This window comes from Enterococcus sp. DIV0175 (assembly GCF_050529075.1).
GTDB classification, from domain to species: Bacteria; Bacillota; Bacilli; order Lactobacillales; family Enterococcaceae; genus Enterococcus_B; species Enterococcus_B thailandicus.
The window spans coordinates 951,406-976,402 of the sequence record NZ_CP172880.1 but is presented as its reverse complement, the minus strand read 5'-3'; the positions used below and the strand labels follow the sequence as shown (position 1 = coordinate 976,402).

The 24,997-nt window shown below is 35.9% G+C and carries 25 protein-coding genes and 1 riboswitch; of the genes, 4 read left to right on the top strand and 21 right to left on the bottom strand.

From position 1 onward, the window contains the following. Both IGJ76_RS04730 and IGJ76_RS04725 read right to left on the bottom strand, forming a co-directional pair. Positions 1-1,212, bottom strand: coding sequence for a glycosyltransferase family 2 protein (locus IGJ76_RS04730; protein ID WP_430596761.1), 1,212 nt, complete (start codon positions 1,210-1,212; stop codon positions 1-3). Beyond that, positions 1,190-2,248: an acyltransferase gene (locus IGJ76_RS04725; RefSeq protein WP_218658165.1), complete on the bottom strand. Its 1,059-nt coding sequence runs from the start codon at positions 2,246-2,248 to the stop codon at positions 1,190-1,192. Before IGJ76_RS04725 ends, IGJ76_RS04730 begins: the two co-directional genes overlap by 23 nt. A 350-nt stretch (positions 2,249-2,598) precedes the next feature. Here IGJ76_RS04725 and IGJ76_RS04720 point away from each other — a divergent pair, with 350 nt between their 5' ends. Then, on the top strand, positions 2,599-3,210 hold the full coding sequence (locus IGJ76_RS04720) for a LysM peptidoglycan-binding domain-containing protein (RefSeq protein ID WP_071869456.1): 612 nt from the start codon (positions 2,599-2,601) through the stop codon (positions 3,208-3,210). Between the two features lie 70 nt (positions 3,211-3,280). Here the strand turns inward: IGJ76_RS04720 and IGJ76_RS04715 are convergent, their stop codons facing one another. The 11 genes from IGJ76_RS04715 to IGJ76_RS04665 all read right to left on the bottom strand — a co-directional run bounded on the left by IGJ76_RS04715 (position 3,281) and on the right by IGJ76_RS04665 (position 15,154). Next, a complete protein-coding gene (locus IGJ76_RS04715; RefSeq protein WP_075492236.1) occupies positions 3,281-4,792 on the bottom strand; it encodes a helix-turn-helix domain-containing protein in 1,512 nt (503 codons plus the stop codon). Between the two features lie 797 nt (positions 4,793-5,589). Then, the gene (locus IGJ76_RS04710) at positions 5,590-6,024 is read right to left on the bottom strand and encodes a hypothetical protein (protein WP_430596760.1); all 435 of its coding nucleotides are present in this window, start codon (positions 6,022-6,024) and stop codon (positions 5,590-5,592) included. Between the two features lie 279 nt (positions 6,025-6,303). Beyond that, positions 6,304-7,023, bottom strand: coding sequence for a TatD family hydrolase (locus tag IGJ76_RS04705; RefSeq protein ID WP_430596759.1), 720 nt, complete (start codon positions 7,021-7,023; stop codon positions 6,304-6,306). Beyond that, on the bottom strand, positions 7,013-7,750 hold the full coding sequence (locus tag IGJ76_RS04700; RefSeq protein WP_430596758.1) for an ABC transporter ATP-binding protein: 738 nt from the start codon (positions 7,748-7,750) through the stop codon (positions 7,013-7,015). Before IGJ76_RS04700 ends, IGJ76_RS04705 begins: the two co-directional genes overlap by 11 nt. An 11-nt stretch (positions 7,751-7,761) precedes the next feature. Beyond that, complete coding sequence (locus IGJ76_RS04695) at positions 7,762-8,757, bottom strand: ABC transporter substrate-binding protein (protein ID WP_071869394.1); 996 nt, start codon at positions 8,755-8,757, stop codon at positions 7,762-7,764. 13 nt (positions 8,758-8,770) lie between these two features. Further along, a complete protein-coding gene (locus IGJ76_RS04690) occupies positions 8,771-9,517 on the bottom strand; it encodes an ABC transporter permease (protein WP_071869393.1) in 747 nt (248 codons plus the stop codon). An 84-nt stretch (positions 9,518-9,601) separates the two neighbouring features. After that, positions 9,602-9,706, bottom strand: a riboswitch (TPP riboswitch). Positions 9,707-9,773: 67 nt separating this feature from the next. Continuing rightward, positions 9,774-11,096 carry a dihydrolipoyl dehydrogenase family protein gene (locus IGJ76_RS04685; RefSeq protein ID WP_075491210.1) on the bottom strand — a complete coding sequence of 441 codons (1,323 nt, stop codon included), beginning with the start codon at positions 11,094-11,096 and terminating at the stop codon, positions 9,774-9,776. A gap of 7 nt (positions 11,097-11,103) precedes the next feature. Continuing rightward, on the bottom strand, positions 11,104-12,048 hold the full coding sequence (locus IGJ76_RS04680; RefSeq protein ID WP_071869392.1) for an ABC transporter ATP-binding protein: 945 nt from the start codon (positions 12,046-12,048) through the stop codon (positions 11,104-11,106). Next, positions 12,045-13,586, bottom strand: coding sequence for an ABC transporter permease/substrate-binding protein (locus tag IGJ76_RS04675; protein WP_071869391.1), 1,542 nt, complete (start codon positions 13,584-13,586; stop codon positions 12,045-12,047). The genes IGJ76_RS04680 and IGJ76_RS04675 overlap by 4 nt, the downstream gene beginning before the upstream one ends. 753 nt (positions 13,587-14,339) lie before the next feature. Further along, a complete protein-coding gene (locus IGJ76_RS04670) occupies positions 14,340-14,720 on the bottom strand; it encodes a hypothetical protein (protein ID WP_430596757.1) in 381 nt (126 codons plus the stop codon). A 146-nt stretch (positions 14,721-14,866) separates the two neighbouring features. After that, positions 14,867-15,154, bottom strand: coding sequence for a hypothetical protein (locus IGJ76_RS04665; RefSeq protein ID WP_075491184.1), 288 nt, complete (start codon positions 15,152-15,154; stop codon positions 14,867-14,869). 137 nt (positions 15,155-15,291) lie between these two features. Between IGJ76_RS04665 and IGJ76_RS04660 the strand changes: the two genes are divergently transcribed. After that, on the top strand, positions 15,292-15,972 hold the full coding sequence (locus IGJ76_RS04660; protein WP_071869388.1) for a YitT family protein: 681 nt from the start codon (positions 15,292-15,294) through the stop codon (positions 15,970-15,972). A gap of 115 nt (positions 15,973-16,087) precedes the next feature. On the opposite strand, the gene IGJ76_RS04655 is transcribed toward IGJ76_RS04660, so the two are convergent. From IGJ76_RS04655 to IGJ76_RS04635, 5 genes are all read right to left on the bottom strand, one after another. Next, complete coding sequence (locus IGJ76_RS04655) at positions 16,088-17,116, bottom strand: zinc-binding alcohol dehydrogenase family protein (RefSeq protein ID WP_376715572.1); 1,029 nt, start codon at positions 17,114-17,116, stop codon at positions 16,088-16,090. A 314-nt stretch (positions 17,117-17,430) separates the two neighbouring features. Beyond that, positions 17,431-18,207, bottom strand: a complete 777-nt coding sequence (locus IGJ76_RS04650; protein WP_430596756.1) for a hypothetical protein — start codon at positions 18,205-18,207, stop codon at positions 17,431-17,433. A gap of 117 nt (positions 18,208-18,324) precedes the next feature. Beyond that, the gene (locus IGJ76_RS04645) at positions 18,325-19,272 is read right to left on the bottom strand and encodes a LacI family DNA-binding transcriptional regulator (protein WP_067485049.1); all 948 of its coding nucleotides are present in this window, start codon (positions 19,270-19,272) and stop codon (positions 18,325-18,327) included. Positions 19,273-19,545: 273 nt separating this feature from the next. After that, positions 19,546-20,322: an alpha/beta fold hydrolase gene (locus IGJ76_RS04640; RefSeq protein ID WP_067485046.1), complete on the bottom strand. Its 777-nt coding sequence runs from the start codon at positions 20,320-20,322 to the stop codon at positions 19,546-19,548. Next, positions 20,319-20,717, bottom strand: a complete 399-nt coding sequence (locus IGJ76_RS04635) for a hypothetical protein (protein WP_067485042.1) — start codon at positions 20,715-20,717, stop codon at positions 20,319-20,321. The genes IGJ76_RS04640 and IGJ76_RS04635 overlap by 4 nt, the downstream gene beginning before the upstream one ends. Before the next feature lie 137 nt (positions 20,718-20,854). Here IGJ76_RS04635 and IGJ76_RS04630 point away from each other — a divergent pair, with 137 nt between their 5' ends. Beyond that, positions 20,855-21,397 carry a DUF2179 domain-containing protein gene (locus IGJ76_RS04630; RefSeq protein WP_067485041.1) on the top strand — a complete coding sequence of 181 codons (543 nt, stop codon included), beginning with the start codon at positions 20,855-20,857 and terminating at the stop codon, positions 21,395-21,397. A 159-nt stretch (positions 21,398-21,556) separates the two neighbouring features. Beyond that, positions 21,557-22,171, top strand: a complete 615-nt coding sequence (locus IGJ76_RS04625) for a hypothetical protein (protein WP_067485039.1) — start codon at positions 21,557-21,559, stop codon at positions 22,169-22,171. Positions 22,172-22,208: 37 nt separating this feature from the next. Here the strand turns inward: IGJ76_RS04625 and IGJ76_RS04620 are convergent, their stop codons facing one another. From IGJ76_RS04620 to pflA, 3 genes are all read right to left on the bottom strand, one after another. Continuing rightward, the gene (locus tag IGJ76_RS04620; RefSeq protein ID WP_067485037.1) at positions 22,209-23,075 is read right to left on the bottom strand and encodes a DUF1803 domain-containing protein; all 867 of its coding nucleotides are present in this window, start codon (positions 23,073-23,075) and stop codon (positions 22,209-22,211) included. A 90-nt stretch (positions 23,076-23,165) separates the two neighbouring features. Then, positions 23,166-24,092 carry a manganese-dependent inorganic pyrophosphatase gene (locus IGJ76_RS04615; protein ID WP_067485034.1) on the bottom strand — a complete coding sequence of 309 codons (927 nt, stop codon included), beginning with the start codon at positions 24,090-24,092 and terminating at the stop codon, positions 23,166-23,168. Positions 24,093-24,178: 86 nt separating this feature from the next. Beyond that, positions 24,179-24,940: a pyruvate formate-lyase-activating protein gene (gene pflA / locus IGJ76_RS04610; RefSeq protein ID WP_067485032.1), complete on the bottom strand. Its 762-nt coding sequence runs from the start codon at positions 24,938-24,940 to the stop codon at positions 24,179-24,181. Positions 24,941-24,997 lie beyond the last annotated feature (57 nt).

The window sequence follows — 24,997 nt, the reverse complement described above, 5'->3', positions numbered from 1 at the left end:
TTATACACCTCGATCTGGACTTTCCCATTTTCCTTTACTTGTCTTCCCTGTGATTACAGCAAATTCCGAAGAAATTGCACTAATAAGATTGGTTAACCAATAAAACATCAAATAAACAGGAACAGTTAGTTTGTCTTGCAGTTTGAGCTGACTATCATTCTCATCGCCATTGACACCAATCCAAAATAGTAAGATAGACAATAAAATGAACAAAACAACAACACCACCTGCGACATGTAATTCCTGTCGAAAATAAGTTGCAACGAGATAATTAAACGTGCTAAACACAAATGTCCAGCCCCAAAGATGACTCAAAATCATTTCGCCGAGTAACAACTTATAGTTTAAATCGCCACCCCCCATGACCCATGAAAAATTCCCGAGAAGTACTTCCAATCCACCAATCGACCAACGTTTTCTTTGTTTCAATAAACTAAAATAACGTTCTGGGACTAAAATATAAGAAAGTGCGCGGCAGTTATATGTCACGCGCCAACCTGCGCGATGCAGTTTCCAAGTGACATCAATATCCTCTGTCATAACCTCGGGATTAAACCCACCAACCTCTTTTAAACTTGATACGCGATACATCACGATTACACCTGAAACTGTCATGATTGCACCTAACATAAATGTTTGCGTGCGCTTGATTCCGTCAATGATTCCAACGTATTCCAACGTCTGTAATTTTCCTAACAAAGTTGAGCGATTACGTACCACCGGCTTCCCTGTCACCGCACCAATTATCGAACAGCTCTCTAACTCTGCAGCTAAGATTTCCACTGAGTTTGGTGCCAACAAAGCATCTGCATCTAATACCAGCAAATATTTTCCACTAACCATTTCCAAAGCTGTATTCAGCGCAGTTGCTTTCCCGCCATTTTTTTGTTGGGCAAGAATTTTCAATTCTTTTTCTTTAGAAAATCCTTGTTTGATTTGTTCAAGGAGCATTAACGTATTATCTGTACTTTTATCATCAACCACAATGATTTCCAAGTTGGGATATGCAAGTTGTTTCAAAGCAGACATCGCTTCTTGAATCGTTTCTTCTTCATTGTAAGCAGATAAAACGATTGAAACTTTTGGATAACTTTTTAATGATTCTTGCTTGGTGTACTTGATTCTCGAAAAGTATGCGCCAACCGACCATAAAATAGACATCAGAATTGGATAACCAATCGTATAATAATCAATGAATTTTAGAAGAAACATGTTGGTCTTTCCTTTCTGCTGATTGTCCGCCCCGCAATTTTCGTCGTAGCCATTCGCTGCTCCGTTCAAATGGATAACTAAAAAGAACTGCTGAACTGAAACTAGTTAAGATGATTACAAAACCATAGGTCAAGCGCTGCTCCATCGTTGGCAACAACATTCTTGCAATCGGATAAACGAGTTGGTCTGTAACGTCTGACATCAGATAGATTCCAAGCGTCCATTGACTCAACTTTCTGATAGGCAGTTGAAATCCTTTCGTTACTGGTATGCGCAAACAACACACAAAAATCAAAAAACTAACAATCAGTGGTTCAAAACCGTTGTATTGATTCCCGGCAAAATCTTGATACGTTGTCTGATAATCAAGTATCACGTCTAAGACAAAGAATGCGAAAATAGCTATGAGTAAAAGTACCCAAGTTTTCTTAAACTTTTTAAACTGTTCTTGATATTCAAATAAATAGGCACCGATGAAATAATAGCCAATTGGATAAGCATCAATCCAAAAATCTGGAACCACTTTTCCGAATGAGTTCAACAAAGATGGCCCAAAAAATAAAAAAAGCGATACCCCAACAACATATCGATGGAAAAACTGATTCTGATTTGCTTGCCAAATCAAATTTAGTAAGGGAATCATCAAGTACAACCCTATATACATTTCCACATACCAAGAATAAGTATTGGTTGAATAATCCAAAATACCAAAAAGTGCATCAGTCAAACTCACGCCTTCATCCATCACAACCATTCTCAGCCAGCCAACTAAAGAAATGCTGACATACAAGAACAAAACAGGAAACAGATTCAATAAATAGGAAACAGAAAGTTTCTTACGATTCATCAAGAAACCTGTACACAATAAAAACAATGGCACAGCAGTTATTGTCACTTGCCTTGTCATCATCCAAAAAAGGGTAAGATTTGTTTGAATCGTTTGATCATAAAAACCACTATTTAATAAAAAATGAACAGCTACCACAAAAAAGGCAGCCATTGTTTTAATCAAGTCAATCGAATAATTCCGTTTCATAAGCACCTCCAAAAATAATTACAAAATGAATTATAACGAGTTTTTCATTTTGTTTTACTACCAAAACAAAATTGAAATCCATACTTTTTATTTCTATAAAAAAAATTTTGGATAATCGATTTTTTCGTAACTAAACAAGCCTAAAGTCAGAAACATTTCAAGTAATTTCTTGATTTAGCAAGCTTTCCAATCATTCATTTTACGTACGTTACTAAAAAGATTACAAAAAAGCGACTTTTGTCACAAATTGTCATGAACCTTTTACCTATGAAATATTTTTCCATGTTAAAGTAGTCCAAGTTGATCACAACAACAAAATTCGAACAACTCAAAAGGAGAAACTATTTTATATGAAATCACTTAAAACTGTACTATTAGGAACAACTCTGGCTGCCGGCGCTGCATTATTTATGGGAACAACAACACACGCAGACGAAGCGTACACTGTTCAATCAGGCGATTCATTATCAACTATTTCACAAAAATATGTTGGCGATAACTCCTTGATTAACCATATTGCTCAATCTAATTCAATTTCAGATATCAATCTGATTTTTGCAGGTCAAACATTAACTATTCCAACCTCAGAGCAAGGCTCAACAACAGATGTTGCACCTCAAACAGAAGCAGTTCAAGCTGAACCTGTTCAACAAGAAACAACACAAGAAGTTGCTCAAGCACCTGTTCAAGAAACAGTTCAAGCAACTCCAGCAGTTGAAACAACAGAAGCAGTAGCTACTACTTCTAACTCTGCAAAAGAATGGATCGCACAAAGAGAATCAAGCGGTTCTTATACAGCAACTAACGGTCGCTACATCGGTCGTTACCAATTAGATTCATCATACTTGAACGGTGACTACTCAGCTGCTAATCAAGAACGTGTAGCAGACGCTTATGTTTCTTCACGTTATGGTTCTTGGGAAGCTGCTCAATCATTCTGGTTAGCAAACGGTTGGTACTAAGAAAAAAAGTCAAAACAAAAAACGGACAGCCCAGTGGGTGTCCGTTTTTTTATTTTGACAAATAACTTCATCATTCCTTTAATAAGCCAATACTATTTAAATGGCTTTTTGCAAAAACCTCTTTGGACTCTTCCCTTTTTAAATAAACAAAGTCCAGTAGTTTGGAGATCGTATCATCATTTAAGTAATTTGAAATACCAATTGTCGGAATTGGATAGGTGTTACTTGTATACGTATCTGTCAGTAGACAATCATAGTTGGAAAAATTGGCACGATCGAGTTTTACATAAGGGTCAATAATATCAATTTTGATTTTATGCCGGAAATAAAATTCGATCTCTTCTTTAACCATTTTCATATGTTCATAAGTCGTATCTAACATCAATGCAGCGGTCACCGTGATAGTGGATTGGCGCACGCCCAAGCGTAAGCTTGCCCAAGAAGTCATCAATTCAAAAATGGCTTGGTGAACCATCTCATCTACTTTTCTTTGTTTGAAAAGCTCCACTTCTGAAAAAATCTGTTGAAACTTTTTATGTAAAAATTGTGCCAAGTCTGGGCTATCCGCTAAAATACCCTCAAAAAACTCTTTTTTCTTGTCATGCAAAATATAGGTTGGCCCGCAAATTTGAAATGTCGTCCAGTAAATATCACGAACGATTTTATCTCGGTAATCACACTCGACATGGTAGACCTTCGATAATTCATCAATGATTTCTTCGATTTTATTTTTGATTTTTAGTGGACTTAGTTCTTCATGTCCTTGTTTCACTCGAGAAGGATAAAATGGATAAAAATATTCTTGGAATAGTTGTTGTAATACATGACTCGTTAGTTCCAAGCCAAATATTGCTTTAAATTCCTCACACAAACTAGCTTCAACCATCAAGAATGAAAATCCATTAACTAATTTTTCTGTTTGAATCTCATGTTTTCTCTTCATCCGTTCAATACTAATTAGTAATTGAAACTTCAGGCGACTAAGAGAAAAATGCTGTTTGGAATTTGCAAAAACAATTGCAATATTTTCCTTCAAAAAGTCTTCGATCAAGCGATCAATCACTTGAACTTGCTCATAAGGAAATTTTTTCTCTGGTGAACCATACTTTTCCAGAAAGAAACAAGAGAAGAACGTACGAATTTTTTGTTCATCACCATTGATTTGTAACGCATTATCGATTCTTAACTCATAATTTTCCAAAGATTGGTTGATTTTCGATAACCAGCGTGTAATTTGTGATTCAGAAGTATACAATTGTTCACTCAAATCGATCTTTTTTAGATTATCTGCAAAAAAGATTTGTTCAAGTAAATCATATTCTGAACTTTCATTTAAAATAGCTGCATATATGTATGATTTCGGAATAGTTACATCTTTTTTTAAAAATATCCCCAGTTTAAATGAGGTCTCGATACTTAAAGGATAAATATACTTATTGATAATTGGAATATCTGTTCGAATCGTTTTTTCAGAATTCCCTGTTCGTTCGGCTAACTCCTCACTGGTCATCCATTCGGAATCCCACAAGGTTTCCAGAATTGCTAATTGTCGACTTAATCGACTATCTAGACAAGCTCTCATTATTACACCCCACTCTATAAATAAATATGTAACATTGTTCAATCCTACGAACCACATGATTGAAAGATACCTTCATTTCAAATGGTTTCATAAAATAAGAAACCAGCAATTGAAAGGAACTTATGTTTATCAAGAATTGTTTACTTATTTCTACTTAACTATGTCCAAAAGGAACAAACTGTCTTTCCCCTTACAGATAAAAAATGTTGATTCTCCTGAAAATAGAGTCAGTAAAAAATAACAATCAAGCATCCAACCAGTTCTTAGTTCCTGTAGAATTATAATTGCTATAAAGCGTTTTACAAAATCAATTTTTACCGACTGCTAGGCTATACACCTGACTGAATCCATTTTTTCTCCCGCATAACAAATAATCAAAATTATCCTTTATTTTTTCAAAAAATTCGTTATTCATTATTTGTTTTTCAAACAACAAGCCTTCTAATTGTAAGACCAACACCTCCCACTTAAAATTTTTTAGTAATCTTTCAAGCAAATTAGCATAATTATAAAGTTAACTTATATAGCGTTTTTTTCGAAATATTCGGAAAATCACCGCAAAAAATTATAGAAAGATTAAAATTATTATCTTCGCATGTGATTATTATAACAAAACAGAGTGAAAAATCAAATATTATAATTTAAAATTGTTATAAAAACAAAAAAATCGAGTAATAAGTCCCCTTATTACTCAATCAAACTCTGCTATGTATCGTCCTTTTATTCATCAGTCAATTTTTTCTTTTATTCTTTTATTTTTTAATAATATTCTCATAAATAAAAATGAACATTGAAGATTACCAACTTGCTGCCATCTTCTTTAATTTTTTTCGCATTCTCGCATCGTTCAGCTGTGTGACCAAGTCCTTTTGCATTCTTGTTTCTTGTAAATGGACACTTTTTTTATTCGAACGAACTTCCTGATACATCTGTCCTAATAACTCATACTGGTATTTTTTCTCATAAATTGAATAGTCTGGCAACAACTCGTGAAATTTGGTCATTGAAATTTTATTACTCATGTTTCTATTGATGTCATATTGAACATTACACACATAAAGTTCAAAAACGAACAAGGTTTCTTTAAGAGAATATTGTGTAAGCAAACGATTCATTGATTGATTTTCTTCCCCTACAACTTGTAATTCTTCCATTGCTAAGTGAATTAAAAATAATAACTCCTTTTGTTCTTGAGATAACTGGTCGATATTTTTTTCAAATGAATTTTGCATCTTACTTCCCCCTCACTCATGAATAATTTTTTCTTTTTATGAACGGATGTTTTGGCCATTCTCCTTTCTGCATATGCCCTCAAAAAAAGCCGTGACAAAAACTTGTCACAGCCTTTTACAAAGTAGAAAGTATTTTCTTGCAGTGCATCAATCAAACTTGATCACTAAAAGAATTTCCACGAGACAAGCTTTTCTTCATTTTAACAGAAGCGAAAACTGATAACCTCGTTATTGTCCAACATGACCACTAACATTTGGCGAAGTACTTGAATCTTACATTTAGCCGTTAATAAATACTTGCAGATTCTTCGTCATTTTCTCTGCCAGAATCGTTGACTCAATATTTCTTAATTTAGCTAATGATTGTAAGTGACACCTTAAAATCGACACGTAATCATCAACCTGTACTTTTCGATCTAATGCCCATTCGATGGCCGCCAAACCATCTGTTTCAATCAACAAGCGATCAAGTGGTACTTTTTTTGCTAATTCTTTCACTGCATTATTTCGCAGCAAATCAATTCCAATGGTAAAATAGCAACCAAAGTCGATATAAGCTTTTTGAAGCGCCATGCTCGAATACCAATGGATCAAGTAACGATTGGGATATTTTTTGATCAATGATAAAATTTCTGCTTCGCATCCTTTTGTATGCAAAACAACTGGCTTTTGCCGTTCCATTGCATAAATTAGTTGTTGTTCAAAAATAGTAAGTTGGGTTGCCAGCGGCACTTCTGTCCACACACTATCTAATCCGATTTCACCAATTATATTCGCTTTTTCTAAATAAGGTAAAACGGCTTCAAATCGATATTGATCTGCCTTCCAAGGATGAACCCCAAAACTTAACAGTTGAAGGTCTCCCTCTTTGGTTAATCGTTGGTTTTCTTCCCATTCTTCCGGCGAATCACAATTAAGAATCGTCAAAATCTGATATTTTTGTTGTCGCTGTGCTAATTCTGTACTTCCTGCCAAATGGCAATGTCCATCAATCAACATGTGTTTCACCTTCTAACAACTGATAGATGTTTTGCTTTAATGTTGCTTGTTCTCCAAGCCAGCTTCTTGTTCGATGCTTTTCTGGTAACTTGATATCTGCAATGATTCGCGCTGGCCGAGCAGACAGCACTATGATTCGATTGGATAAATAAATAGCTTCTTCGATATCATGGGTCACTAGTAACGTGGTTCTCGTTTTTTGTTTCGGTAGCTGAAGTAGCCAATCTTGGATCTGACTTCGAGTCATCGCATCCAACGCACCAAATGGCTCATCTAACAACAAGTAGTCAGCTGGGTTCATCATTGTTCGCAACAATGCAACTCGCTGTTTCATACCACCAGAAAGTTGCTCTGGTAAAAAACCACTATATTTTTTCAATCCAAATAATTGTAGTTCTTCCATTACTTTTTCTTGGTCAATTTTTTGATGATTGATTTTTTGATACAATGTAACATTTTGAAAAACACTAGCCCATGGTAATAATAAATCTTCTTGTGGCATGTAACTAAACGCTGTGTTTAATCCCATAATTGGCTCACCATCGACGAAAATCTCTCCTGAAGTTGGTGATATTACCCCAGTTAAAACTTTCAACAAGGTTGATTTACCAGCTCCACTTGGTGCAATGATTGATACAAAAGAATTCTTTTCAACAATAAGATCAATTTCTTTTAAAATCTCTAAGTTATCAATCGTTACAGTTAACTGATTGATTTCAATTGCCACATTTTTTCCTCCTATTGAATAAATTGGTTCGTGAATAATTCTTTTGCCTCTACTTTTTCTTTGATTAATCCATTCTCTTTCATGAAATCAGTATAGTTATCCCATACTTTTTCTTGCATCAATCCCCATTTTTCTGGCTCATCAGTATAGTTTTCTGAAACAAATGCTTGTGATTCTTCCAAGAAACTTAGTTCGTTGTCTGACGCGTACTTATGCAAAATTTTTGCACTTGCTTGTGGATGCTTAATTGCTTCTTGATAACCTTTTTTCGTTGCATCCATAAATTTTTGAACTACTTTTGGTTCCTGTGCAATCATTTTATCACTCGTAATGATAACAGGAGTATAATAATCTAAGCGTTCATCCAGTTCTCTTAACGGAAGATAGTTCAATTCAATTTTTGCTTCTTTTGCTTTAACCATATCCCAACCTTCAAAATACCATTGTAAGTCGACACCTTTTCCTAAAGCTTCGGGTCCTTCCCCGGTACTTCCAACAATCGTTAATTTAGAAAAATCTGCGTTATCGTGTTCCATGACTGCTTTTAATACTGCTTCTTCACTAGGACTTTGCCAACCTGCATAGGTTTTTCCCTCAAAGTCTTTTGGTTTCGTTATCCCGCTATCTTTCGCTGCAACAAATCCAGAAGTATTGTGCTTCATAATTGTCGCAATCGCCTTAACTGGAATAGCTTGTCCGTCAGCATGTGCATAGGTGATGTCTTCTTGATAGCTCACACCAAATTGTGCTTTGTCTGCGCCCACTAAGCCGATACTTGTCGAATCACCTCCTGGCTCAATGATGTTCACATTCAAGCCAGCATCTTTATAATAACCTTGTTCTTTTGCAACATAGATACCTGTATGATTTGTATTTGGTACATAGTCCAACACGAGAGTGACATCCGTTAACTTTTTTGTTGAATCCGTAGTACTTGTTTCTTGCTTATTTGCTCCGCATGCGGTAAATAATAACAAAGCTGGTACTAGCCATAACATTTTTTTCATTTTCTTCCTCTTCCTATCCTCTAGTATATAACCAATAATAATAACTTTTCTTCATGAGCACACTCAATCCATTAAGCAATAAACTAAGAACGATTACACAAAGAATTGCTGCAAAAACCTTGTCGATTTGATAACTGTTTTTTACACGGATCATGTAATAACCTAATCCGGACTGCGCACTTAACCATTCCCCAACGATTGCGCCACTAACACAATAAGTCGCTGCAACTTTTAGCCCAGAAAAGAAACCTGCAAGCCCTTCAGGAATTTTGAAGATTCGATAGATCTGTCCCCTACTGGCGCCCATTGTTCGTAAAAAAATAATTTGTTCCCTTGATGCTTTACTCAATGAATCCGCAAAAGAAACGACCATTGGGAAATAACTCATCAAAATAACTAAAATCACTTTCGGCGCCAGTCCAAAACCAAACCACAACGTGAGTAACGGTCCCAAAACCATAATTGGTAACGTTTGTGATACTACTAAAATGGGATAGATTGCGGTCTTTAGTAACTCATAAAAGTCCATCAATAATGCTGTAAAAAAGGCAATGATTCCTGCAATTACTAATCCTAACAGTGCCTCGCTCAAAGTCGTGAGTGAATGAAAAAACAGCGTCTGTCTATCAGCAAGCAGTGCTTGAAAAACGGCAATTGGACTAGGCAAAATAAAGGTTGGTGTCTGTAACAGCTGAACACTGACTTGCCAAATCAGTAGCAGAACACCGACACTGATTGCTGGATATAAATGTTTCTTCAATTGTTCACCTCCTAAATGAATCAAATTTAACACTGGAACAAAAAAACGCTTGTCTGTGGACGCAACATAGGTCCCACTTAAACAAGCGTTTGCTATGTTTCTCCCTTCACCAGTATTAACTGACAGGTTCAATGGGTCTAAGTTCACAACTTACTCTCATGCCGTTTACGACATCCCCAGAAACAAGTATTCATTTTTTTTAGTGTAGCATAACAAAATTGGTGCAACAAGCACTTCTGCTTAATTTATTCCTTTCCTATTTCAATAGATAAGGCAAATCACTAGCAAGTGTCGGATAGCCAAAAATCCATTGATCCACGATTTCCTTCGTCAACCGTTGATTGATTGCTATCGTTAGAAAATCAATCAGTTCATCTGCTTGCTCACTCAAAACACTTGCGCCAATCAAAAAGTTTTCTTTATTGAAACATAACTTTACTTTGGCTAATGGTTCATTCACTCGATGGTAGGTAAACCAGCTTGTCATTTCTTGAGTCACTGTTTCAACTTGCCTATCCTCTTCAATTTTCGTTGTTCCAACAGTCGCAATCTTTGGGCTACCATAAACAATTGTCGGAATGACAGGATAGTTGATTATTTTTTGCTGTTGTTGTGTCACTTTTTGTGCAACGTATTGGCCTTCAAAAGTCGCAACAGGTGTTAATTTTGGCAACTGTTTTTCGATAACGTCTCCACAAGCAAAAATTTGTGGATTTGTTGTTTGAAGACACTCATTCACAATGATCCCCTTTTTCGTAAAATCGACATTGGCACGCTCTAAATGTAACGATTCAACATTTGGCTGGCGACCTGTTGCGCAAAAAATCGCATCTGCTTCAAAGATTTCTTTTCCAGCAATCAACTGTAATTTCTCATTTTGGCGCGTGATTTTTTGTGCATTCACATCAAAAGCAAACTGGATGCCAGCTTTTTTCATTTGGACAATCGCTTCTTGAACCAACTCTTCATCAAATTCTTTTAGCGGTCGCTGATTGTGATGCACAATGGTCACTTCACTGCCAGCCGCACGAGCAATCGTTGCCAGTTCAAAGGAAACATAGCCTCCCCCAATAAAAATCAATTGTTTTGGTAGCTCAGCAAGCGCTAGAAAATCGGTGCTTGTTTGTAAAAATTCCTTTCCTTCAATCGGTAAAATGGTCGGACGTTGTCCCGTTGCAAGCACAAAATGTTTTCCACGAAATGTCTTTCCCAACACTTCAACTGTTTCTTCATCCAGAAAACTTGCTGTTCCAGTCAGATGATCGATTCCTGCCTGGCTTAATTCTTTTTGGCGATTTGCAGAAACAGGGTCAGTAAAAGTTCGTTTAAAAGACTGGAGTTCTTGCCAATTTAATGGCGGCACTTCAGAAAAGCCTTTTCCAAGTAATTGCTTGATCCGATTGCGTGCTTCCACCCCACCAATTAAGATTTTTTTAGGATCACAGCCGCGATTTGGACAAGTCCCACCCCATAAATTTTCTTCAATTACTAATACTTGCTGCTGCTTTGCTTTTAACTCGTAAGCGGCACTTAACCCTGCTACTCCTGAACCAATTACGATTGTGTCATACTCTTTAATCATTTTTTTACTCCTTTCGACTTAAAAAGGCAAAGACATCTTGACCAGACAACTCTCCAACTAAAGTTCCTTGATTGAGGACTTGGACAATTGGTGCTTGGGCTAATTTCTCATAAACTTGAGTTAGCGGCGTCGTTAACTCAACCACAGGAACATTTTTATCTGTTATTTCTTTAGCATAAAAGCCTAACGCTATCAGTTCTTCTACCAAAATTTCTTTTTGGCTAGTTTCTTCAAAAAAGCTTTGAACAAACGCGTTATTCGGTTGCTTCAACAGTTTTTCTGGCGTATCACATTGAATCAATCGACCATCTTTCATAACACCAATTCGGTTTCCCAGTTTGACTGCTTCTTCCATATTGTGGGTAACAAAAACGACGGTCGTTCCTAATTCTTGGTGTAAGGAAAGCACTAACTCTTGTAATGAAGTGCGTGAAAGAGGATCAAGAGCACTAAAAGGTTCATCCATTAAAATGATTTCTGGGTTCGCAGCAATTGCACGCAAAATCCCAATTCGTTGCTGTTCACCTCCAGATAATTCCCGAGGAAAACGGTCCCGATAATCCGCTGGAGACAGCCCCACTTTTTCCAATAATTGGTCTACTTGTTGTTCCCGTTTTCCCTTTTCCCAACCTAACATCTCTGGAATCACTTCAATATTTTGCTTGACGGTCATGGTTGGAAACAACGCAATTTGTTGTAAAACATACCCCATTTTCCAACGTAATTTTTGTAAATTGTAACTAGTTAGTTTCTGACCTTTAAAATAAATCTCACCACTTGTTGGTTTAATCAAACCATTAATCATCTTCAACGTACTTGTTTTCCCACTACCAGAAGGACCAACTAACACAAAGATCTCACCTGGATGAACAACGAAGTCCAGTTGGTCAATCACAACTTTGTCAGCAAATTTTTTTTGAACTTGATGAAACTCGATGATTTCTGTCATTTTTCAGCCTCCTTGCTTAACCCAATCGTCACTAAAAAATCATGGGCAACTTGTGCTGGTTCTCTTTTTTCAACATTGACTTGGTAATTCATGTCAATCATTTCTTCTTCGGTGATCTTTCCACCAAGTTGATTCAAGGCACTCACGACTTCCGGATGTTTGTTAGCAAAATTTTCCTTCATCAAAGGCGCACCCTGATAAGGTGGAAATAGTTGGCGATCGTCTTTTAAAGCAACTAACCCATATTCTTTCAACTCGCTATCTGTCGAGTAAGCATCAATCACATTAACGTCGCCATTTTTGATTGCTTGGTAACGAAGACTTGGCTCCATACTTTGAACACTTGGAAACTCTAGATGATAAACTGATTGAATCCCCCGATAACCATCGTTACGATCAATAAATTCTAAGGTAAAACCTGCTTTGATCTGGTCATTCACTTTGATCAAATCCGAAATTGTTTCTAGCTGATTTGCTTTGGCAAAGGATTCTTTCACTGCTAATGCGTATGTGTTTTGATAAGCCATTGGCTGTAAGAAAGTCATTGCTTCTTGTTGATGGAGCAATTCCTTTGCTTGTTGATACGTATCTGTTTCTGACAACTTTGTTTCTTTCATTGCATCAGGAACTTTGACTAAGCTTTCTAAAACTGTTCCAGTAAATTCTGGATAAATATCAATTTGCTCATTCTGCAACGCGCTAAATAAAAAACTCGTCTTTCCAAAATTTGGTTTTACTTCGACAGCAAGATCCGGATTTTTTTCTTCAATCAGTTCTTTATACATCTCAATCAAAATTTCTGGTTCTGAACCGAGTTTTCCTGCAATTACTACAGACTCTTCTTTCACAAAAAATGTTTGGTATGCTGATATACCTCCAAGTACGCCAATCGTCAAGGCTAGCACAATCAAGGTGTATATTGGTCGAACACGTTGCAACAAACGAATCAAACTACTAAAAATAATAGCTAGCAATGCTGAACTAATTGCACCGATCAATGTTAACACAGGTGTGTTACGGTCAATTCCCAACAAGATAAACGTTCCTAAGCCACCTGCACCAATTAATGCCGCTAAAGTGGCTGTTCCGATGATCAAAACCAAAGCTGTACGAATACCCGAAATAATCACTGGTAACGCAATGGGTAATTCTACTTTAATCAAGCGACGTATCCGAGACATTCCAAAGGCAATTGCGGCCTCCTCAATTGATGGATCAATTTCAGTTAAACCGATATACGTATTTTGAAAAATAGGTAATAACGCATAAATAACTAGAGCAATCAAGGCTGGAACTGTTCCAATTCCAACAAACGGAATCAATAAACCTAATAAAGCCAATGAAGGAATTGTCTGTAATACGCTAGTAATTTGTAATAAAACTTCTGCTAATTTTTTATGACTCACTGACCAAATTGCGAGAGGAATCGCAATCAAGGCTGCAATGAGCAACGCAAAAAAAGAAATCGATAAATGTTGGAACGTAGCCGTTAGCAATTCTGCTTTCCGTTCACTAAGAATTTGAATAAACTGATTCATTTGTCTCCTCTTTCTCAATTAATTTTTGTCATCTTTTAAGTATAAACCTATCAAATACTTTCCCCAAATATGTTGCCTTACTACACCAAAAAGACCAGAAAAATCATAATGATCTTTCTGGTCTTTCTGTTTTAGCTAAAAACAACAAAATGATGGGGAATTTTTAGGACTCTTCTGCCTCTGCAGTTCAGTCCAACAAATCAATAAGAAGAAAAACAGCCAATAAAGTGGAAATCTCGTGGGGGAGATAATTTTCTTTACTGGCTTGTTCCTTTACAATTATAGGTGAGCAGACTAAATTTTTGTGAGAAATGTAAAAAAAAGTTGTTTTCTGCGCATAACTGTTAAAAAACAAGACGTTTTTACTTTTTTGACAAAAAAATGCGTCATTTATTTTATGTTTTTTTGCCGTGACTTTTTTCACAAGTATAATTATTGGCATTATTGTTAAGTCATTGCTACCATAGATTCAACGGACGTCCGCTAATAGCAAAATAAGAAGCTAGGATGAGAGAGGAATCTTTGGGGGATTTCTTTCTTAACCTAACTTCTTTTTAATTTTTTTATTTCTTTTTACCATGTTGATATTCGTACCCAAATTTTTCCTACAGAAATGCATTACTTGGCATTATAACTAGGTAAGGTTACTTCAACTTAATCATCAGATAAACTTTCTATAAAAAAATAACTCATTTCCATTATGTGCTCCTATGCTCTTTGACAATTTCCTACAAAGAACGATAAGATAAACGCTTAACTACGTTTTATGTACAAAGCTCTTTTTTTAATGACGTTTCTTACATAGTTAGTAAAAGATTGGTAACTACTTTGGATTGTTTTTATGACATTGTTCTTATCCCCAAAAAAGTTCGTTTCCTCTCGTCCAAGCAGGTAACCGATGAATGAAATACAGACTAGACATATCCCCAACCAAACCAATGCTGCCGAATGAACATCTGTTGTTTTTGGCAATTGTTCTCGCATACTGATCATCGTTTCTCCCAGTGGTCGTCTATAAATCATTCCGTGCACAGTAAGTGATGCTTCGCTCCCCTGTGTGGCAAATGCTACTGGACTTATCAAGAAAATAGCTAACAGAAATGTCGTAACGATCATTAGCTTTTTCTGACCCATTTCATCCCCCCTTCGTTATGTGACGTAATTGCTTTCCCCGATTTAAATAATAACAAAATCTATCGCTTTAAATCTATTCAAATTTTACCGTCCCATCGGAAAATATCATTTAAAAAAAACAACGCTTCATACGCTTATTTTTTTATTTAAATTATTAATTCTGTTCCTGTTTCTTTCACACCGTATAATGGCATAATTTCATTATCCACTTGATAGTAGATATTTTTTTCACGATTCATCATTAGTCCGACTAAGATTTCTTTCATTGTCAGCACGTTTTTTTGTTGATTAAAATGTAAAATCACTTCATTTTTTTGTGTGATTTCAATTGTTGTAACTGGCCGTTTATGATTTTTAGTCATTAAGAAAATCCCTTGATATTCTTTGCTTCGTGGTGGATTTGTCAATATAGTTAATAAGTCAGCAGCTCGCATAATCTTCTCCTTTATTTTTGTTAGCCTAAGAAAAAGTTTTCTGATGATAAAAAATTTCTTTTTACCCCTTGAAGAATTGATTCTATTTGTATAATATAGGGGTTGCTGAAAATTTTCAAACAGAAAAGGGGTTAGAGATGAAAAAACTACATTTATTTACAGACCTTGGTGGAATTATTTTAGGTGCTGGGATCTACGGGCTTGCTGTAACAGGAATCAATGTACCTTCAAAACTTGCTGATGGCGGGGTGACAGGTATTGCGTTACTGCTAAATAATCTTTTTGGATTTGCACCTTCAATCACTTCATTAGTCTTTAATTTACCATTATTACTGATCTCATTATTTATTTTTGGAAAACACGCATTTCTTCGTACGATTGTTGGAACATTTGCGTTGGTTTTCTTTTTACATTTATGGGAAAGTCTTCATATACAGTTTGCCGTTGGGAACTTGTTCATTAATAGTCTGATGACTGGTCTGCTTTCTGGAATCGGTTGTGGATTAGTTTTTCGCTTTGGGGGCAGTACGGGCGGAACGGATATTTTATATCAAGCAATTGAAAAATATTTTCATGTTAAAATCGGAAAGAGTCTTTTCTTGGTCACTTTTGTTATCTTAGTAGTGTCCCTTTTATATCTTGATCTTAGACACTTCTTATATACTTTACTGAGCTGTTCTGTTTTAGCTTATACGTTAAACAAAGTAAAATACGTCCAGCTTCCTGATTTCTTTCAATCAGCGAAAGATTCAATGGTGACTTTAGAAGAAACTACAACGCCTTTTGAAGAATTACCTGAATATCAAGAACCCATTTAATACAATTCTTTTATCAAATTTAAAGAGAGCTCGGAATGTACTGAATCTCAAAAGTTTGCTTTTTTAACCTAACTTTTGGATGCCCTACAGATATCCTAGCTCTCTTTTTATCTATTTAGTCAACAAAACCGCCAGTTAAGACCACTTTTCCTTGAACGTGCCCCTCTTCGACATCTTTTGTTGCCTCCTTCAAATGGGCGACAGAAATTCCTTGATAAATTTTACCCACATGACTATGAATTACTTTCTGCTCAATCAAAGTAGCAATTTCTGCTAAGATCTCCCCTTGTGTCTCAATTTTATAGTCAAAATCTGTTTTCGCAAACATGTACTCCCAGTCAAAACTAATTGATTGATTTTTCCATTCACCAATTGGCAGTGGCTGATTGACACCCACGATTGAACCTACTCGTCCTCCAGGCTGAACAAGCTCTGGTAGTTGCTGGAAATAAGGTAGCACATCATACAATACGGCCACATAATCGACTCGATTCGTCCCTAAAGAAATTAATTGTTCCTTTAAATCTTTGTGATAGTCTAAGGGATGATCCACGCCATTGTTACGAAGCCATTCAAAATTTTTAACACTGGCTGTTGCAAATACTTCAAGACCACTCCAGTTAGCAAGTTGAGTCAAAATGGAACCAACACCACCCCCACCATTGATAACTAATATTTTCTTTCCTACATTTGCTTTCGCTTGTGGTGTTAATTGAAATTTTTCAAATAATAATTCAAAAGCTGTCAAGCTAGTTAATGGTAATGCAGCTGCTTTTTCATCTGATAAAGAATTGGGTGCTTTAGCAACGATTCTTTCATCAACTAATTGAAACTCTTGATTACTTCCTGGACGTTTGCTGCTTCCTGCATAAAAAATGCGTTCGCCCACTTGAAACTTTTCAACAGCATCGCCCACTGCGAGGATTCGTCCAACTGCATCAAAACCTAAAACGGTTAATTGCTCTTTTTTTGCCGCCCCCTGACGAAGCTTCGTGTCAACTGGATTAACAGAAACCGCGTCAACTGCTACTAATAAATCGTGGCCAGTCGCAACAGGTGCAACGTCCATTATTTTGATGAAGCTATCTTTTTCTTCGATTGGTAGTCCTTGATAAAAGCCAATTTTTTTTATTTGTTTTGTCATGATTTTCCCTACTTTCTAAAGGTTGTGGTTCAAACCGCTTAGCTCCGAACAGATAGCGAGCAAGCACTCAAAATAGCTTTTCATATTTTGCAGTGAGTGCAAGCTATTTCGAGGAGTTGCTTGGGGAACACCGCGGATAAGGTTGTAGCTCACCTACATTCAAGTAATTGTGAACATCTAAGGTTATCGCATAAAATCCGTTCCGCCACCGACTAACAAACACTACCCAAACCACTTTCACAGATAGTTAACAAAACACAAAAAGAGCGATGATTTGCATCATTGCTCTTTTCATCATTTTCAATCATCCATTGTTATTGCTTGAAATAACTATTTTCTGTCAATGAATTGCCTTGATCTTCAATCAATCCATGAAGTGATCGTTCTAACACACCATGTGCTTTTTTTGTTTTAGTTGTCTTTTTATTTGTTGTCTTTTTATTTGTTGCCTTCATTTTTGTTTCTTCTTCACCTTTGTGAAAAGACTTGACCGTTTTATCCCCTTTTTTCTCTTGATACGGCGTTGGCTCAGTATCAAATAGCAAGTACGCATCTTCTTCTTTTTTCATTGATTGAATCAATTCATTTTCCGTCACCTGTGTTTCTCTAGGGTCTGGAATAATGGATGCTGGAATAAATTTTGGTACAAAATAAGAACGCTCATGAGTGATGTTATTTGTTGTTGAAGATTTTGTATTACGTGTAGGTGATGTCACCTGTTGATTCGTTTGAACGTGATTTTTTTCACCAAAAAGCTGCTTTCGACCAGTCGATGTCGTCTTAGGCTGATAGTGCTTTCCATATTCTGGTAAATTCTCTTTATAATGTTCCAACTTTTCTTGACGTGGTGTACCTTTTGTCGTTCCACTCATCGTACGTCTTTGTTTTCGCTGGTGTGTCTGTTCTCGTTCGCTCTCATCAAAGTGAAACTCTTTTGTCCGACCATAACGCTGTTGCGGATGCTGATCTGTTTTGCTCATCAAATCATCGACACCATCAAATAAAACGCGATTAGACTCAGTACTTAATTTTACTCCTGTTTCATCATCATAAGCGGGAAAACGAAAATGCTTTCGCTTGATTTCTTTCATTTAACTCATCCTTTTCAAAACGGAACTTTTCTCAATCATAGCATAATTTCAACCATTTCAGTAATAATGCGCTGATAAATTTCAGAAATCATACGCTCTTTTTAAAGAAAACTTGTATTATTTGGTCGTTTCACGCAAAATAACTTCTGGAAAAAATCGCCGATACCCTTGACTTGCCCCTTTTTCATCAATTTTTTTCAACAACATTTCACCACAAGCTTCTCCCATCCGAATAATATCTTGCTTCACCGTTGTTAACTTAGGAGAACTAATCTGATCTAAAAAGACGCCATCAAAGCCGATTACCCCATACTCTTCCGGAAGTTTCCCGCCAGCTTTCATAATCCCACGGACAACACCCAAAGCTAAACGATCTGAACTACAAACAAAACAAGTATTCTTATCAAATTCATCCCAATGCGTATCAATATATTCTTCCGTCTTTGTTGAATGATTGGGAAAACGAACGGTTTTTGTCGGCAAATTTTGTTCCTTCATAACGGCTAAGTATCCTGCTTCTCGGGCACGTTCAAAAGGCTCTGCCACATCCATTCCAATATAAACCACTGATTCATATCCTTGTGATAGAGCATATTCAGTTGCTTTCGTTGTGCCGTATTGATTATCACTATCTACATAATCATAGCCAAAATCATTTTCTCCAAATAAAACGACCGGCTTCTCCAGACGAGCAATCCAATCAAAATCTTTTTCACGCATTCCTGTAATGATGTAGCCGTCACAAGCACCCACATCGAAGCCACTCGTTGTCACTAACTGTAATGAATAATGTGCTCGACCAATTCGATTCGCGATTCCCATCAGCAAGTTCATATAGTACGGTTCTGTTGTGTCGATTTCTTCTAAAATAAACAATTTGATTACTTGTGATCGATTAGAAACAAGTGCTTTTGCCGCAATATTAGGGCGATAGTTCAATTCAGCCATCGCTGAAAAAACCAGTTCTTTCAGCTCATCAGTGACTTGTTCAGGATGATTGATAACCCTTGATACAGTCATCTTTGAAACATTTGCTAATTTTGCTACGTCTGCTAGAGTTGTCATAGCTCTACCTCTTTCTAACAAAAATTTCGCGAATACAGCTCACGATGAAGGACATAGACCAATTTATTTCAACTTCTATTATACCGAAATTTATCTCATTTTATAGTCAAGTTTCCATATCTTTTCTATCATTAAACAAAAAAGTCAAAAAAAAAGAGATTGGAATCAAAGAAATTTCCAACCTCATTTTTCTAGAGATAAGTACTTTGCTCAAAAAAGTCAGCTCTTTATTCAAAAATCCTCATTCTATTTTCACTACTAAATACTATTCTCTTACATCTTTCCTTCATGATTTTCTTTAATCAAACACTTGTAAAAAAATTTAGCAGCTTCTTCCATCAATGGAATTTCAACTAAATGACCTTGCTTTTCTGAAGGATGAAAAATAATTTGTCGTCCCGCTTTGGTCCATTGATTCGCCTTCACGAAATCAGCGGTTTGCTTGAAAGGAATTTTTTCATCTTCCTTTCCATGCCAGAAAAACAAAGGTCTTCCTGCTAAACGTTCAGGGCTTAAAGATAAATCATATCTTTCTACCCAAGAAATCAATTCAAAATAGTCCCTAGGTAAACGGAAGCCGAATTCTTTTGCACGGGCTTGAATTCCTTGTCCATAAGCAAGGGGCGCAGGAGAACCCATTAGACAGGCTCCTGCAATTAGCTTAGGATGCTGACTAAGTAATGCACAAGTAGTCATCCCTCCCATTGAAACACCACCTACAGCTACTTTTTCATGTAAAAGTCCACGTTTATCAAGATGTTCTATTAGTGTGTCAAATTCAAATAAATTACCATAAATACTATTCCAAAACGTATATGAAGGAATGGAGGATACCGGTTGTTTTCGCTCCCCATGATTCATTGCATCTGGCAAAATAACTCGAATCCCATATTGAGCAATCTTTCTGCCTTGTGTCAAAACTAATTCCTTACTTGTCTGCCAGCCGTGATAATAAATGACCACTGGAATTTTTGTCTGTTTTAGTTCCTCTAAAACAACTTCTAATACAGGAATTGCTTTCACATTACGTTTCATCATGATTGGGTTCATTTCGAGTCACCTAACTTAATTAAATTTATATGTTGAAAAAATAACCAGCTACTACTTAAAAATTGAAAAAAACTAACACTACCAAAAAGCAGTAAAGCTGGCCTTAAATACCATTGTGGAAATAAAAAAAGAGCAACGATTCCGATTATTCCTAAGATCAGAGTTAATAACGGATAAATCGAAAAACGAAGAAAACTCGCTACACCACCAAACATACTTCCAATAAAAAGTACTAAAAAGAAAATAACACTTATCAGGAAGTAATCAATAATGGATAACGGAAAGAACAGATTTTCTACCTCAAACGTTTCTTGAACAGCATAAACAGCTAAATACACACTAAAGATCATACTTAATAGATGGCTAACACAAATCAGTTGATTGATTTTTTTCATTGCATCACCTACTCACTGTCTTTATAATATAATTATAATCCTTTTTTAATTTATTTCAAATGAAGATACTTTAAATTTTTCCCAATTTTTGTTTTTTTTGCTATTGTAGAGAAGAAAGATATAGGAGGAGTGGTTTGATGGTTGATCCAAAAATGTTACTGATGATTTTTATTATCAATTTTGCGTATATTACGCTAAATACCCTACGATTTATGCTGACAATGAAAGGGTATCGTTTAATTGCACCACTTGTTAGTATGGTTGAAATAATCATTTATATTATGGGACTTTCGCTGGTCCTTGATCGTTTAGATAATCCTTTAAATCTATTTGTTTACGCACTGGGCTATGCTGTGGGGATAAGTGTTGGCATCTTAATCGAAGATAAATTAGCGCTTGGCTACATCATGGTTACAACAATTTTACCAACGAATACTTCGGAAGATAAAAACCTTCCTCGAATTTTACGAGAAAATGGCTATGGTGTTACACAGACTTCTGCAATGGGGCTTGAAGGTGAACGTTTAGTTTTAGAAATTCTTTCCCCTCGTAAAAGTGAACGTGAACTATATAACTTGATTAAAACAGTTGAAGAACGTGCATTCATTATTTCCTACGAACCAAAATATATTTCTGGTGGATTTTGGACAAAAAAAGTTCGGAAACGTCAGAAAAATTAAGTTTTACTAATTGAAAAATCAAAAGTGTTTTCTCCTACCGGATCAGACAATATTACTTGTTTGAACCGGTTTATTTTTGTCTAAACCTCGACAAAAGCTCATTGTTTTGTTATGATAATATATGCAAACTATCATTTTCAGTATCGGAGAACAAGTTGAATGAATCGAAAAACAATGATTTATCTCCAATTAGCTTCGCTATTTGGACTCTCGGCAATCCTATTCTTTGCACTACATACCTTTTCTACAACTTCTGATGCACCAAATCATGCGCTGGGATGGCTCTTACTAGATTACTCAACGCTTAATACGCTAGACCAAAGCGCTGGTTTACTTATCTTGTCTTCTTTATCATCGCTTCTGTTTGCAATCTTTTTTTCACGCTACGTCTACCTAGAAAAAACAGAAGCATTAGCAGAAGCTTCCTTTATTTTTATCGCACTAAAATTGTTTTCCTTTTTAGCTGTGTTACTGTACACCTTTAATCAAAATTCGCTGTTCTTTTTCATTTTAAATGGCTTGGTTGTCACCTTAGCAATTTTTTCTTTCTTTTTCTTCGCATTGGTTTTTAAAGAATTAAAATTAAGTCCTTTTTTCTGCTGGGTCTCACTCATTTGTTTTGGTTATAATTTCTTTGCCTTTTTGTTTCTGGCATTTGCACCAACAATTCAAACAACGATTATTCAAGATGTAAGTAATTGCTTTGATTTCTTATTTGTGATTTGTTTAGCATTTCTAATGTGGCAATATCAACGAAACAAATCCTATAAGTAAAAAGACAGACAAACGATTGAACGTTTGTCTGTCTTTTTTATTTTGCTTTGATATAAGAATACACTGTTAAACCAAGTGTTTTTTTCACTTCTTCGTAAATTCTTCTGTTAACAAAAGCAAGTTCCGATTCTGTTAAATCAACAATCTCAGCAAACTGGATGGCAATCAACTCTTTTTTACTCTCAAGAACTGGTAACAGTAATTCAAACGTTGGTTCTGCTTGAATTGTCTTCGTTTGGATTAAGGATTCCAAAAAAATATTTGGACGACGATTTTTAAATTTATTTAATCGAACGCGCTCAATAATTACTTCTACTTGATCAAAATAATAGGATTCATTCACATCTCCCAGCAAAGTTGCTAATGAAAAGAAATCGGGGAACTGCGTAGGTTTATTTTTTTGAACGAAGAAATAATTAGCCAATGTTACTGGAAAATTTTCTGTAGTAGAAATCGAAACAAATTGATAGTCTTCATTTCCGGCAATTGTTTTTCGTGTCGTTTCCCCTTTTCCCTCATAACCATAAAAAGCCTGATTGTCTTCTTCAAAACAAGTGGACCAAAGTGTTTCTCCCACGATGAATTGTTGTTCCACTTGGGAAAATTTAGACAACTGTTCACTTAATCGTTGTACTTGATTAGCTATGATTTCTTGATAGCTAGCTTCATTTTCTGTAAAGATGGGAAAGTTTAACTTATACCTTCTTTCCTCACGCAGAATTAGTCCAGCTTCAATTAGTTGATCCAAAAAGTGTTCAAACTTTCGCTGAGGAAATACTTTTTTTAATTCTCTCAAAATGACCGGCTCAGGCTGTTCATTTAAATAAGTAATAACTGGTGAGAACAGCGGATCAGCCACCAATTTTTGATAAACTTTATTTTTTGGTGAATAAAAATAATTCATTTGCTCCCTCATTCCATTTAAATTTTATCTTTTATTCGTGATAAAAAAAGCTGAGTCGTAGTTTACACTCGACTCAGCTAGATCAGTAAATTAACTAAAAACTTCTGTTAATTGAGGAACAACTTGTTTTTTACGAGAAACAACACCTTTTAAAAATGCACGATTGTTTGTTAATTTTGTTTGGAATGCTGCTTCAACTTTTTCTTTGTCATCTCCAGCAACTAATAATTCTGAGTCGCTATCTAAAATATTTGTTACGACTAAGACAAACAAATCATAATCATTTGTAGTCATTTCTTCAGCCATTGCTGCTTCTAACTCAGTTTGACGATCCATTACTTCATTCAAATCAACCGTGTTAACTTGGGCAATGCGGACGTTTTTTTCACCCATTGGAAAACTTTTTGCATCTAAATCAAGCAAAGTTGCAGCTGATTTATCACTTAATTTTGTACCAGCTTTTAGCATTTCTAAACCATAAACATTTAGATCCACTTCTGCGATTTCTGCAAGTTCTTGCGCTGCTTTTTCGTCTTCTTGTGTAGAAGTTGGTGATTTGAATAGCAATGTATCAGAAACAATAGCAGAAAGCATGATTCCTGCTATTTCTTTTGGAATGCTTACTTGATTTTCTTTGTACATTTTTAAAACGATTGTACTTGTGCAACCTACTGGCTCTGCACGGTAGTATAAAGGATTAGCTGTTTCAAAATTTGCGATACGATGATGATCAACTACTGATAAAATCGTTACCTCAGCAATATCTGAAATACTTTGTTGAAATTCATTATGGTCAACCAACATGACAGCTGCATCTTCTGCTTTCGCTGACTCTACTACGCGAGGTGCCGCTAAACCAAATGATTCCAAGGCAAACTGTGTTTCTTCATTAGGCGTTCCTAATGCTACAGCTTCTGTTTGTTTGCCTAATTCATTTTGTAAATGTGAGAATGCAATCGCCGCTCCAATTGCATCGGTATCTGGATTTTGGTGTCCAAAAACTAAAATTTTTGACATGTCATTCGCTCCTTTGTTCTTTCTCCTATTTAATAATAGCAAAAAAACGGAAAAGAGCAATACTAACTTCCTTTTCCGTTTCAAAACTATCTAGTTAAATATCCTTGGTAATCTTCTGTATGCAGTAGTTGTTTTGCGTTTTCTACACGCTCTTTCGTTGGTGGTTCAATTCCATCCAGTGGGTATTTCAAGCCTAATGTTTCCCATTTATATCGACCCATAGTGTGGTAAGGAAGAATCTCCACCTTATCAACATTGTTCAACGTTTTAATAAACTCATCTAACCGAATCAGATACTCATCGTAGTCACTACGTTCAGGAACAAGGACGTGTCTAATCCAAACTGGTTTACCGATTTCTGACAAATATTTTGCCATTTCCAAAATATTTTGGTTCCCATTTGCTGTCAAAATCTTATGTTGATCGTTATCGATATGTTTGATATCAAATAATAACAAATCCGTGTATTCCATTAGTTCTTCAAATTTACTGAAAAACGGTTCTTCGCGGGAGAATGGTTTGCCACAGGTATCAATCGTTGTATGAACCCCTTGATCTTTTGCTTTTTTAAAAAGATCGATTAAAAAATCTAATTGCAGTAATGGCTCACCACCACTAATGGTAATACCACCTTTATCTCCCCAAAATTCTCGGTAAGCAAGTGCTTCATTTAACACATCGTCTGTTGTACGTTCAACACCACCGCCAATATTCCAAGTATCTGGATTATGACAAAATTGACAACGCATCCGACATCCTTGCATAAATGCGATAAAACGGATACCAGGGCCATCAACGGACCCAAAACTTTCAGTTGAGTGAATAAAACCTGTTACAGGTGTTGTCATAGACGTGTCCTCCTAATAATGACTTTTCGAGTAAAAAAAGGCGAATCGACTGAATCA

Coding starts and splice junctions, on each gene's coding strand:
- IGJ76_RS04730 (WP_430596761.1), bottom strand. CDS start 1,212: ATGTTTCTTCTAAAATTCATTGATTATTATACGATTGGTTATCCAATT.
- IGJ76_RS04725 (WP_218658165.1), bottom strand. CDS start 2,248: ATGAAACGGAATTATTCGATTGACTTGATTAAAACAATGGCTGCCTTT.
- IGJ76_RS04720 (WP_071869456.1), top strand. CDS start 2,599: ATGAAATCACTTAAAACTGTACTATTAGGAACAACTCTGGCTGCCGGC.
- IGJ76_RS04715 (WP_075492236.1), bottom strand. CDS start 4,792: ATGAGAGCTTGTCTAGATAGTCGATTAAGTCGACAATTAGCAATTCTG.
- IGJ76_RS04710 (WP_430596760.1), bottom strand. CDS start 6,024: ATGCAAAATTCATTTGAAAAAAATATCGACCAGTTATCTCAAGAACAA.
- IGJ76_RS04705 (WP_430596759.1), bottom strand. CDS start 7,023: ATGTTGATTGATGGACATTGCCATTTGGCAGGAAGTACAGAATTAGCA.
- IGJ76_RS04695 (WP_071869394.1), bottom strand. CDS start 8,757: ATGAAAAAAATGTTATGGCTAGTACCAGCTTTGTTATTATTTACCGCA.
- IGJ76_RS04680 (WP_071869392.1), bottom strand. CDS start 12,048: ATGACAGAAATCATCGAGTTTCATCAAGTTCAAAAAAAATTTGCTGAC.
- IGJ76_RS04675 (WP_071869391.1), bottom strand. CDS start 13,586: ATGAATCAGTTTATTCAAATTCTTAGTGAACGGAAAGCAGAATTGCTA.
- IGJ76_RS04670 (WP_430596757.1), bottom strand. CDS start 14,720: ATGGGTCAGAAAAAGCTAATGATCGTTACGACATTTCTGTTAGCTATT.
- IGJ76_RS04665 (WP_075491184.1), bottom strand. CDS start 15,154: ATGCGAGCTGCTGACTTATTAACTATATTGACAAATCCACCACGAAGC.
- IGJ76_RS04660 (WP_071869388.1), top strand. CDS start 15,292: ATGAAAAAACTACATTTATTTACAGACCTTGGTGGAATTATTTTAGGT.
- IGJ76_RS04655 (WP_376715572.1), bottom strand. CDS start 17,116: ATGACAAAACAAATAAAAAAAATTGGCTTTTATCAAGGACTACCAATC.
- IGJ76_RS04650 (WP_430596756.1), bottom strand. CDS start 18,207: ATGAAAGAAATCAAGCGAAAGCATTTTCGTTTTCCCGCTTATGATGAT.
- IGJ76_RS04645 (WP_067485049.1), bottom strand. CDS start 19,272: ATGACAACTCTAGCAGACGTAGCAAAATTAGCAAATGTTTCAAAGATG.
- IGJ76_RS04640 (WP_067485046.1), bottom strand. CDS start 20,322: ATGAACCCAATCATGATGAAACGTAATGTGAAAGCAATTCCTGTATTA.
- IGJ76_RS04635 (WP_067485042.1), bottom strand. CDS start 20,717: ATGAAAAAAATCAATCAACTGATTTGTGTTAGCCATCTATTAAGTATG.
- IGJ76_RS04630 (WP_067485041.1), top strand. CDS start 20,855: ATGGTTGATCCAAAAATGTTACTGATGATTTTTATTATCAATTTTGCG.
- IGJ76_RS04625 (WP_067485039.1), top strand. CDS start 21,557: ATGAATCGAAAAACAATGATTTATCTCCAATTAGCTTCGCTATTTGGA.
- IGJ76_RS04620 (WP_067485037.1), bottom strand. CDS start 23,075: ATGAATTATTTTTATTCACCAAAAAATAAAGTTTATCAAAAATTGGTG.
- IGJ76_RS04615 (WP_067485034.1), bottom strand. CDS start 24,092: ATGTCAAAAATTTTAGTTTTTGGACACCAAAATCCAGATACCGATGCA.
- pflA (WP_067485032.1), bottom strand. CDS start 24,940: ATGACAACACCTGTAACAGGTTTTATTCACTCAACTGAAAGTTTTGGG.